Here is a 12,322-nt window from a genome sequence, read left to right as displayed (position 1 = left end):
AAATAATATTAAACTCTCTGATTAGTCAGGGAGTTTTTTTATTTTTACTTTATGAAAAAGATTTATACGCTATCAGCGGTTTTGGCTGCATTTGCTTTAAAGGCTCAATTTACTGTTACAATTCAGACTCCGGCAGATTTTAAAGACCAGGATGCTATTCTATATACACTTAACGGATCAAAAGATATTATTGTTACTAAAGAACAGAGTAAGAATAGTACATGGACTTTTAAATATCCGGGTCATTATATGGGGATGATGAAAGTCTATTTTCCTGGCTCTAATAATACAGTAAGTTTTATTTCTGAAAATAAGAATGTCAATTTTAAATTGGATATTCAGAATAGCAAAGTAAAAGATGTTATTTATCTGGATGATGCCAATAATCTGATGAGCAAACAACAGGAAGGCTCCCAAAAGAAAGAGCTTATTTTACCGGCTTTAGCACAAATCAAAGAATATTACAAAGACAATACAGATTTTGGAAAAGCTCTGAAAACAGAAATTGACAGACTTTCCGGTGCTCCAGGTTCTATTGATGCTGCACAACATCCGTTTGTTGCTTATTATAATACGAATTACAGCAAGTTTCTTTCCAATTCACCCGATTCAACGAAGAAAGTAGATCAGGAAGAAATAATCAACTTTCTTGACAAATCAAATGATATGCTTGAAAGCTCATCGTTATTGAGACCTGTATTAGTAGCTTATCTGAATTCGGGAGGAAATGCCAATGTTACAGCATCTGTTGATAAATTGCTGGATCGTTTAAAAGTAGAAACTCCAAGAGGGCAGACTGTATTGTCAGAATTGATTGATATTTTTGATGTCTATCAGATGGATGAATACAAGAGCAAATATCTGTCTCTAGCTAAAAATCTTAAATGTACCATTACTGACAGGCTTGCTTCTACATTGAAATCGAATGCAAACATTGAAATGGGGGCTATTTTCCCTAATTATAAGTTCCAGTCACCTGTTAATACCACTGCAAAATCTTTACACGATATAAAGGCCGATAAAAAGGTGGTGGTATTCTGGTCATCCACATGTTCACACTGTGAAAGTGAACTTCCAAAACTTTTGGAAAAATATAATGATCTGAAATCGAAAAATATTCAGATTGTAGGACTGTCTTTAGATGTGGATAAGAATTCATATACCAAAAAAATTGCTGCATTTCCTTGGGTGAATGATTCAGAATTGAGAGGATGGAACAGTAGTTACACAGATTTATATAATATTCATGCAACTCCGACGTATTTTATTTTGGATGCTAACAATAAGATAATCAGCAAACCAGATCATGTTGGCGATGTTTTAGAATATTTTAAGGTAAAATAATTTTGGAGGTAAAGAAATATTTTCTATATTTGCACCACCAAAACGGCGAGGTAGCTCAGTTGGTTAGAGCGCAGGATTCATAACCCTGAGGTCACGGGTTCAATTCCCGTCTTCGCTACAATAAACCGCAATCATAATTCAATGATTGCGGTTTTTACTTTTAAAAGAATTACTCTTTTATCTTATAATTCTTTCACATGAATTTTATTTTTTCACGGTTTCATTCTTTTGATGGAATATTAAGGGAATAATTATACTTTTTCAGCTTCATTATAATGTTCGGCTAATTTTCATAATCAAGTAACATTATGATATTCCCTGTATTCGTTATTTTCTTGTCTTTTTTTGAATGATTATGTTTTTTGCGATAAAACCCCTTTGCTTAGATAGATTGTGGCTAGAATAGGCTGTTTAAATGAATGACATTGATTGAGCTTCTGCAAAACATTATCAGTCGACTGGGAAATTTAAAAAATACATAATAAAACCCCGTTTTACAATTTGAAAAACGGGGTTAATTTTTTAGTGAAAGGTTCATTAAACCTGATATCCAAGTAACTTTCTGATTTGATAGAAGAATCTTTCAATCAGTCGCAGATCCTGTGTTACAATTTCTGCACTGCCTCTAAGCTCTTTATCGAATGTAAGTGTTTTGTTGTAGCTGGTTTTTAATCCTTTCGGTAAAATTACATCTACATAATAATTTCCTTTGTCATCAGGAATAAGTGATATATTCTGTACCTTTCCTTCGATGATACCGTATTCCTGGAATCGGTAATTGTCCAGTTTAATAAGTACTTTCTCACCAGGAGTTATTTTTCCTGAATTTGTGGTAGGGACTGACATTCTGCCCACTAACTGCTCTTTATTTTTAGGAAGAATAGAAAGGATGGGTTCTCCTACCTTTACAAACTGATTCTCTCCGAAGAACTGTTGGAAACTGGCAACCCCATCAGTGGATGAAATCACAAGATAATTCAGTTCCCACTGTTTTAAAGATTTTCTCAGCTGTTCAAGAAGCTGCAGAGTTTGTGAAGAGTATGTGATTCTGTCTTTTTCTGTATTAATGGCAGTTCCGCTTTTGGTCTTATTCAGATTGGAAATTCCTTCATCCATTTGGGATATGGAGATTTTAATATTCTCAAGGTTTTGCTGAGCCTGAAGATATTTGATTTTTTCATTTTCAAGTTCCATGGCTGAAATAACCCCTTGGTTGAATAGCTCCTGAGATCTGTTGAAGTTTTTCTTTGTCAGATCATATTTTATAGATTCCAGGTTCTTCTGCTGTTTCAAGGTAGCAATTCTTATTTTGTATTCTGAAATGCTCTGATTGGCGGCCAGGTTTTCTGGTGCATAAGGCTGTAGTCTTGTAAAAAGAGCTTCATCCTGAAATGCTTTTGCGAAACTGTTATATTCTCCCTGCAATTCACCCAGCTTAAATCTTGAAGCCTGGGCGATAGGGAAGGTATATAATTTATCAGGTGTGATAGAGTCTACCAGTTTTTTAAGCTCTAAAATGTCTTTGTAGTTAGCTGCAGACTGCATCACCATAAGAACATCATTCTTTTTAACTTCCTGATGATCTTTTATGAATATTTTCTCAATTTTGGAACTGGTTCGTGCTTCTATTTTCTCAGGAGGATTCTGGGAAGTTACAATAATAGGAGCCGGTACAAATTCCGGATATTTTATAATGTAGCTCATTAAGAGAATTAACAGGAGGATAATAAATATCACTGTATTTCCCCAACGGATCATCCAATGTGGTGGCTGGGTCAGAATATCCTGTACGCTCTCTGAGCGAAGTTCAATATTGTCTAAAACGTCTTCTTTCATTGTTTTGAGGTAAAAGTTCCCCCAATATTTCAGGGGGAATATAATTTAAATAATTGGGCAGTTCCCATCATACCAAGATGGTGGTGAAGTGTCTGCATCCGGTGGGCATTCAAAATGCTTGATACGGCATGGTACCCAGCTGCCAAGACACCAGGATCCACAACAGTTGTTGTCCGGAATAATTACTCCTCCACTTACTAATGTCAAATCTCTTCTCGAAAGTTTTTTAAGATTTTTCATGATTAATTAATTTTATTTTTCCTACTCTATAAGCTTTTCGGATTCCGCTGTATTGTTTTTATGATTAATTGCCTAATTCAAGCTGATTTCTTACAAGTCTGTAATATTCTCCCCTTAAATCTACCAGATCGGCATGGCTTCCTTCTTCAACTACTTTTCCTTGATCCAGTACAATGATTTTATCAGCATGTCTTACCGTTGAAAGTCTGTGGGCAATCACCACTGCTGTTTTGCCCTTAAAGAACTGTTCAAGATTTTCCATAATCACTTTCTCATTATTAGCATCTAATGCAGAGGTAGCTTCATCAAATAAAATATATTCTGGAGATTTGTAAACAGCTCTTGCAATGAAAAGTCTCTGCTTCTGACCACCACTGACACCAACTCCTTCATTTCCGATCTTTGTATTATAACTTAATGGAAGGCTTTCAATAAAATCTTTAATATTGGCTATCTCTACGGCACGTCTAAGTTTTTGTTTATCTATATGATCTTCACCTACAGCAATATTATTGGCGATAGTATCATTGAATACATATCCTTCCTGCATTACAACTCCACAATGATCTCTCCAGTATCTTGGGGAAATATTTTTCATATTGGTATTTCCGATTCTGATTTCACCCTGGTCCGGATCATAAAATTTCATCAACAGTTTCAATAAAGTAGTTTTTCCACTTCCGCTGGCTCCCACAATAGCTGTGGTCTGTTGATAAGGAATCGTAAGGTTTAAGTTTTCAAAAACCGGAACGTCAGAACCAATATACCTGAATGACATATCTTTTATTTCGATATCTTGCTTCGGAACATCTGTGACGTACTGCTCATTTTTATCTTCTTCATCATCTTTATCATGGATTTCTCCTAATCTTTCAAGGGAAATTTTAGCATCCTGAGTTTGTTTAATAAAGTCGATAAGCTGAAGAAGCGGGCTGTTTAACTGTCCAATAATGTACTGAACAGAAAGCATCATCCCCAAAGTAAGATTTCCACTTAAAACAAGTTTAGCAGAAAGGAAACTCACCAGTATATCTTTCATCTGATTGATAAAGTTTCCTCCAACAGACTGCCATTGTTCTAATGAAAGAGATTTTATTCGGATCTTAAACAGTTTTACCTGAAGAAATTCCCAGTCCCATCTTTTTTGCTTCTCTGCATTATGCATTTTGATTTCCTGCATACCGTTGATAAGCTCAATTACTTTACTTTGTTCCTGAGATACCTGAGAGAATCTTTTATAATCAAGCTCTTTTCTCTTTTTGAGGAAAAAACTGATCCAGCCAATATATAATACGGCCCCTACAAGATAAACGATGAAAAGTCTGTAATCGTAAAATAATAATACAATACTAAAAATAATAAGGTTGACCAATGAGAATAATGTATTCAGCGAAGAGCTTGTAAGAAGCTGCTCAATTCTGTGGTGGTCATTAATTCTCTGCATGATATCTCCTGTCATTCTGGTATCAAAGAAACTTATCGGAAGTTTCATTAATTTGATAAAGAAATCGGAAATGATCGAAATATTGATCCTTGCTGAGAGGTGAAGAAGAATCCAGCTTCGGATTGTCTCAATTCCCATTCTTCCCAGGAATAGCATAATTTGGGCAAGTAGAACTACATAGATAAAATTAATATCCTGATTCTGGATCCCGACGTCTACAATACTTTGGGTAAGAAACGGGAATATAAGGGAAAGTAAACTTCCACCTAAAAGTCCAATAGCCAATTGTATAACAAGTGTTTTATACTTAAAAAGATATTTGGACAAGAATGTAAAGCTTGCCTTACTCTCTTCAGCATCAAACTCTGTCTGAAAGAATGCAGGAGTAGTTTCAAGAATCAGTACAATTCCTTCTTCTGTATTTTCGTTGGCATTTTCTCCAATCCAGGACTTGATGAATTCTTCTCTGGTATAAGTAATCAATCCATAGCTGGGATCCGAAATATATACTTTGTTATTTTTGTCGATTTTATATACAACAACAAAATGGTTTTTATTCCAGTGTGCTACACATGGAAAAGGAACTTCTTCTGTTAGGGTATTGAAATCGATCTGGACACCCATTGAACGGAATCCAAGATTTTCCGCGGCATCGCTCAGCCCAAGAAGGCTGCTTCCTTCCCGTGTTGTTTCGGAAAGGTTACGAATCTGCTGCAGAGATATACTTTTACCATAATACTTACTGACGATTCTCAGGCATGTAGGGCCACAATCTTTGGTATCTGGTTGCTTATAAAAAGGAAACTTTTTTTTCAAAACTACTACTCATTATAAAATGCCGTCAATAAATGACGACATTTTTGCTTTAATTCAATTATAATTCAATGAAATGGTAAACTGGAAATAGTCCCATTGATCACCGTTTTTCTACTCTTTTACATCTTTTCAGATGGTTATTTTGTTTTTCCTAAGATAGTGAAATTTTTAAATGAATGAGATTTATTTACTAGATCTCATTATCCTCTATTAATTCATCAATAAAGAATAAAATATCTTCACGATCATACTTGTCTGGAAACTGATATCCATTGATGATAAAGATAGGAGTGAAGCTTAATCCTGCGTTACTGTTTTCTATGGACATCTCTACTAATGGATTCAGATTTTCTGATGTTACCTTTCCTCCGGAGAGCAGATTGATTTTGCTTTCATCCTTAGTTTCAAACCATTCTTCTACAGCATGTAGAAATTCTTTTTCGGGCTTGTTATGATAGATATGAGTTAAATCTGAAATAAGCTGAGTGTATTTTTCTGGAGCTCTGTCTGGGCTGTAATTGAATCTCATCTGTAGTGAAATATTCTCCGGATATTTTTCCAAAAGTCCTTCCACAAGCTTATGTGCATCTTTACAGAAACCACAATATGGGTTGGAAACGATAGAAATACGAAGCTTGGCATCTTTTTTTCCAACTGCAAAAGTTTCAGTATCCTGGAATTCTATTTTTGGATTTTGCTCCATCTGGTTTTTGAAAAGTTCATAGTTTCTCTTGAATCTGAGATTTTTTGCATTCGATTTTTGAAGAGCTTCTTTTTGTTCAAGAAGAGTGTTGAAATAGATAACTGCAGAAAATACAAGAGCCCAAAGAATAACAGTCAATAAAAGAGCTCCCACACTGAAAGACAGATTCTCAAAAAATAAACTGCTGATTACAATTTGTCCAACCAGAATTGAAATAATCAAAAGACATACTCTACAAAATGTTTTTTCTACAAATGCCTGGATGTATAAAGAATATCCAATGGCAATTACAGAAACGAATGTGAAACCTTTTACGATATACGCTGTTGCCGGTAAGAACAGACCTAGTACGGCAAGTCCTGCAAAATAAATCAGAGAAAAATCTGCAAATTTTAAGCCCAGAATACTGGTTTTATCCTGTTTGATGATCTTATCACACGAGTTGGCTGTCTGACTTGCTGCAGCACCTCCGCCTCCACATATACTTCCAATGACAGTAGAGGTATTCCCGAATTTCTGATTGAAAATTTCCAGGGAAATATAAACTCCTGCTAAGGAAAGTACATTAAATAGAGCTTCGTAAATGGTTTGGCTAATAAAAGAATAGGCAAGAACAGTTGCAAAAATAATATAAAGAACCGGTTTGAAATTGAAAGCCAGTTTACTTTCTGCATTTTCTGTTTTCTCAAACAACAGTACAAAATCTGTTGATTTATTATAAAGTTCTTCTTTACCGAAGGTTTTTGCTTTTTCTGAATATACAGAATAATTGTTTCCTGCCTTTTTTACCAGGGAAAATGAATTCTCAACAATCGCAATAAATTCTTCCGGAAGTTCATCCCAATATTCTTTGTCAAGTTCGTAAGCGTCATTTTTTACTCCCATAAAGTTGAGTGTATCACTAAATGCCAGTGCAGATGGATAATTGGGATGGGAATTGAACTGGAAAATAAATTCCTGTTTATCGAGTTTTAGATGGTTAATTAGTTTGTCAAAAATCATATTAATATTTTTATCTAAAATACACAGATGTTTTAAATATACAAAAAAAAATCTCCTTTATTAGTGAGATATAAACGGATGTTGGTAGATTTTATTTGATCTTCAGTATTTTATTTTCTTGAATCCGGAAATGGAAAGCAGATTTTGTAATATGGCTTTTGTATTATTTCTTTGTGTAGTTGATGTTTTTAGTATTTTAAACGGTAACATTTTACGAAGGTAAGATCCATTTCCCACACGCAGGTATTCTAAAGTTTTCATGGTTAAGTGTACATTAAATGTTGCCTGTGGGAAGTAAAGGATCTTTTTAAAACAAAGTATTTCGTGTTTTTACCTGAGGCAAAGATGCATTCATAACGCTGGGAATGCAAGAAAGGGATGTCGGAATTGATAAATTTTGGGATGTTTATTAGCGGGTTTTTAATAAAGTATTAAATTAATGTTTTGATTTTTAATACTTTATATTTTCTGTCATGAAAATGTATTAAAAACTAAAAAAGTGTAATATTGTGCCTTTAAAAGAATATATGCGCAAGGCTTTTTTTATGTTTCTGTTGATGTTTGCTGAGAATTTCTGCTTTTCTCAAAGCATTAGTGGATTTCATATACCGGATTCATTACAAAATAAAAATGCTGACCAATTACAGAAGGCTTATGATAGGACCTTTCGTATCGATAATAATAAAGCAGAATTCTATGCCAATGTTATTTTAAGTAAAGGTAAAAAGCAGAAAAATAATGATCTGATCTATGACGGCTATTACAAACTGGCTCACAGTAAAGGTTTAAAATCGGAAAACGGACATCCTTACGCGGATACGCTCATCAGGATTACCCAGTATGTGAATACCAGGGATTACCCTGCGAAGGCTCATATTATTAAAGGTATCCTGTTCAATTATGAATCCAGATACGGGGAGGCCTTAGATCAATATGTTCAGGCAAAAAAATTAGCTGGTAAAAAGAACCCGGATCAGTTTTTTTATGTGAAAAAACTGGTTGGTATTTTAAAATCGGCAACGGGTGAAGATCAAGAAGCTCTTCCTCTGTTTCTGGAATATTACCAGTATGAGGAGGAAAAAATGCATACTGATAAGAGAGATGTAAAAAGCTATATCGGATCTATTTTTTCTGTAGCAAACAGCTATAACAAAAACAAGCAATATAATAATGCCTTGCCTTACATCCATTTGGGAATTGAAGAATGTAAAAAATTTAATGACTATACCCATTATCCTTATCTGATCTCTTCCTTAGGAATAGCTAATTATTACTTGAAAAACTATAAGGAATCTTATAATAATCATTTGTTGGCTGAGCAAAAATTCAAAAAAAACAATGATGACTGGAACCTTGGGATTACTTATTATTTTCTAGGTAAAATCAATGGTGATCTTCACAAGGAAACTGAAGCAGTGCGTTATTTCACAAAATCAGATTCTATCTTTTCAGTGTCTAAAAAGTTTGATCCGTTTATGAGAAACGGATATGAGTTTTTAATTGATTATTACAAGAAAAAAGGAGATAAGGAAAATCAGCTGAAATTCATTAATAAACTGGTGGCGACGGATAGCTTTCTTACTAGTAGTAAGCAGTATTTGTCCAAAGAGATTTATAAAAAATATGACACACCGGCTCTGCTGGAAGAAAAAGAAAGACTTATTGATGAATTGAACAATAAAAACTCTACCCTTTATTTTGTTTTGTGTGGTGGTGTTTTAGTATTAGGTGCTTTATTCTTTTTACTTATCCGGAACAGACGAAATGCAGAACACTATAAAAAGCAGGCGGACCACCTTTTAGAAAAATCAAGATTAATGGAAGCTTCTGGTGTAAAGATTGATCAGCTCGCAGAGAAAACAAAAGAGCAAAAGGCTAAAAATATTCTCCCGGACAAACAGCTGCAGGATATAAAAGTGAAACTGGAGGCATTTGAACTAAATAAAGATTTTTTACGTAAGAATATAACGGTAGACAGCCTGGCTAAAGATTTTAATTCAAACAGAGATTATCTGTCAAAGTCAGTGAATGAGCTTAAGGCAAAGAACTTTTCACAATATCTGAATGAATTGAGAATTAATTATATTGTAGAAGAGCTCAATCATAACGAGAAAATACGAAAATATACCATTGCAGCTATAGCTGATAGTATAGGTTATAATAATTCGGAATCGTTTTCCAATGCATTTAGAAAAATTACAGGAACACTGCCTTCCTATTATATAAAACTATTACAGAAACAGAGAATAAATTAAGTAGTCTACAGAAAAATGTGTACGATATTGATCAATTTTGGTAGACCTGTTTTCTTTAAATCGTATAAAAGTATTTGTTTTGCCTACTAAAATATATAATAATCTAAAGTGCACAGTATGGGAAATCGCATGGCTAAAGAGCTTTTTTTAACAAAGATAGTGTTGTTGAGTCTGGTATTGTTTTCAATGAGTTTTCATTCTCAGCAGTATTATTTTAAATCTAATCCAAATATAGAGGGAAGTCTTTTTTATAACGAGATCAAAAAACTTAATAAAGAAGTTTTAAGAGATTATAAGGACAAAGACAAAGCTATATTTAACGACAACATATTCCGGCTGCATATCCTTGATGGAGATTATCAGAAAGGGATTTATTATTTAAATGAAATTAAAAATAATCCGGATTATGCCAATCTTGACTACAGAGAAATTATCGGACTTTCATTTGAACTGTATGCATTGTCAAAATCAGTCCCGGGGCCAACTCCTTATAATGAAAAATACAGAAAAGTTTTTGAACAAAAAATTAATGCCCTGCCAGAGAAAACGAAAATGTATGTTAGCAGTTTCTTCAGGTCTACAGAAAAGGATCTAAAAGACAAAGTAATAAATGCCCTGAAAAAAAGCATAAAGAATGACAGCATTTCTCTGGCTGATGCCGTAAAACTGTGCAGGCTGTATACTTCGTACCTTGTCGTAAAAGAAACAAATCCTGTTGTGATTCCTTTCATCAAAAAAACAGAACAGCAGCAGTTTGAAATTAAAGATAGTATTGTCATTAAAAGCAATAAAGGGAATGAGATTTCTTTACAGATGATCAGGTATAAAGGATCTGAGGCCAAGGTTCCTACCATATTGAATTTTGGTATTTACAGAGGAAGAAAAATTGATTACGCTGAAAAGTTAAATGCCATGAAAGGCTACGTTATTGTATATGCTACCAGCAGGGGAGTGTACTTAAGTAAAGACAATCTTGCACCATTTGAATTTGAAACGGAAGATGTTAATGAAGTCATAGACTGGATTATTAAACAATCATGGAGTGACGGAAAAGTAGGAATGGCCGGAGGAAGCTATAACGGATTCAGTCAATGGGCTGCTGTTAAAAACATGCATCCAGCCTTGAAAACAATTGTTCCGTCAGCATCCGTAGGTTTTGGAATAGATTTTCCGATGGAAAATAATGTCTTTAATACTTATATGGTCAGATGGCTGGAGTATGTTTCCAGAAGCCGTTATGTAGATTATGATGATTCTGATACATTAAAATGGCAGAGCCTTGTTAACAAGATGTATACAAATGGTACGGCATTTAAAGATCTGGATAGTCTTAATGGAAATAAGAATGTTTTTTTTCAGAAATGGGTGCAGCATCCATCGTTTGATACATTCTGGACTTCTAAAATACCTTATAAAAGAGACTTTGCAAAAGTCAATATTCCGGTTTTGACATTTACCGGATATTATGATGATGACCAGAGGGGTGCCTTTTATTACTACAATGAACATTATAAGTATAACAAAAATGCTGATCATTATTTAGTTATTGGTCCTTACGATCATTACGGAGCGCAGGGGTCTATTAAAAATAACCTGAGAGGATATACCATAGATCCGGCTGCCAATATTGATCACAATACCTTATCCTATGAATGGTTTGATTATATTTTGAAAGGAAAGAAAAAGCCGGGGTTCTTAAAAGGAAAAGTAAATTACCAGGTGATGGGAACCAATCAATGGAAAAGCGCTGCAAATATTGATGAAATAAGTAATAAAAAATTAAAACTGTTTCTCAGCAGATCAAAACTGCAGGAAGTAAAACCGGCTTTAGATAATACCTTACAGACGATCAGTTTCACAAATAGGAAAGATACGTTGCAAAATTTCGACAGGTATAAAATAATGGATATGGCAATTGATCCCGCTGTTTTAAAAGATAAACTTGTTTTTGAAAGTGATGCATTGCAGGATCCTGTGGAGATCAATGGCAGTTTCACCGGAAATCTGAAAGTTACCATCAATAAAAAAGATATTGATGTTAAAATAATCCTCTATGAGCTAACTTCTAAAGGGGAATATATTCAGCTTTCTAGCTACTTAGGGCGGGCAAGTTATGCAAAAAATAAGGAAAAAAGACAGTTGCTTGTTCCGGGCAAAATATCTGAGATTCCTGTTAATAATACCTATTTCGTCAGTAAAAAAATAGAAAAGGGCAGTAAGCTGATTATTGTTTTGGGGGTCAATACATCTCCCTTCGAACAGATGAATTACGGAACCGGAAAAGATGTTAGCCTCGAAACAATGGCTGATGCTAAAGAGCCTTTGGAGATCAAATGGTATAATGACAGTTATGTGGAAATTCCTATTTTGAGACAATAAACGGAATAGATATAAAAATGAATGGATTTTTATATCAGAATATCCTGTGATTTTGAAGTTCAGATTTTTAGAAATATCATATAAAATACTGAGGATAACTCCAACTTTAAAGCATAGAAAATAAAGCTGAGAAATAATATTTTTTATTTAAACAAATGTTTTATTTTGTTATTATTTTATAGCTTGTAGTGGGTTTTGCCCTTGTTTTGTTTATTAAATTTCGCTATTCTATGTAATTTGTAATAAACAGAAATGAACTCAAAAAAACTTAAAAAATCATAAAGTTTTCATAAAGTTTTAAAA

General features: G+C 33.9%; 6 protein-coding genes and 1 tRNA gene. 4 read left to right on the top strand and 3 right to left on the bottom strand.

Features of this window, described 5'->3' with window-relative positions; genetic code table 11:
* Positions 1–51 precede the first annotated feature (51 nt).
* Positions 52–1,344, top strand: coding sequence for a TlpA family protein disulfide reductase (locus DEU39_RS23690; RefSeq protein WP_120233593.1), 1,293 nt, complete (start codon positions 52–54; stop codon positions 1,342–1,344).
* A 44-nt stretch (positions 1,345–1,388) separates the two neighbouring features.
* A tRNA-Met gene (locus tag DEU39_RS23685) sits at positions 1,389–1,462 on the top strand.
* A 419-nt stretch (positions 1,463–1,881) separates the two neighbouring features.
* Here the strand turns inward: DEU39_RS23685 and DEU39_RS23680 are convergent.
* The 3 genes from DEU39_RS23680 to DEU39_RS23670 form a co-directional block, all read right to left on the bottom strand.
* Positions 1,882–3,180, bottom strand: a complete 1,299-nt coding sequence (locus tag DEU39_RS23680; protein ID WP_120233592.1) for an HlyD family secretion protein — start codon at positions 3,178–3,180, stop codon at positions 1,882–1,884.
* A 304-nt stretch (positions 3,181–3,484) separates the two neighbouring features.
* Positions 3,485–5,680, bottom strand: a complete 2,196-nt coding sequence (locus DEU39_RS23675) for a peptidase domain-containing ABC transporter (protein ID WP_120233591.1) — start codon at positions 5,678–5,680, stop codon at positions 3,485–3,487.
* Between the two features lie 190 nt (positions 5,681–5,870).
* Positions 5,871–7,385 carry a vitamin K epoxide reductase family protein gene (locus DEU39_RS23670; protein ID WP_120233590.1) on the bottom strand — a complete coding sequence of 505 codons (1,515 nt, stop codon included), beginning with the start codon at positions 7,383–7,385 and terminating at the stop codon, positions 5,871–5,873.
* Between the two features lie 527 nt (positions 7,386–7,912).
* Between DEU39_RS23670 and DEU39_RS23665 the strand changes: the two genes are divergently transcribed.
* Both DEU39_RS23665 and DEU39_RS23660 read left to right on the top strand, forming a co-directional pair.
* Positions 7,913–9,640, top strand: coding sequence for a helix-turn-helix domain-containing protein (locus DEU39_RS23665; protein ID WP_120233589.1), 1,728 nt, complete (start codon positions 7,913–7,915; stop codon positions 9,638–9,640).
* Between the two features lie 117 nt (positions 9,641–9,757).
* The gene (locus tag DEU39_RS23660; RefSeq protein ID WP_120233588.1) at positions 9,758–12,019 is read left to right on the top strand and encodes a CocE/NonD family hydrolase; all 2,262 of its coding nucleotides are present in this window, start codon (positions 9,758–9,760) and stop codon (positions 12,017–12,019) included.
* Positions 12,020–12,322 lie beyond the last annotated feature (303 nt).

Source organism: Chryseobacterium sp. AG363 (genome assembly GCF_003610675.1).
GTDB classification, from domain to species: domain Bacteria; phylum Bacteroidota; class Bacteroidia; order Flavobacteriales; family Weeksellaceae; genus Chryseobacterium; species Chryseobacterium cucumeris.
This window is presented reverse-complemented; position numbering and strand designations above follow the sequence as displayed.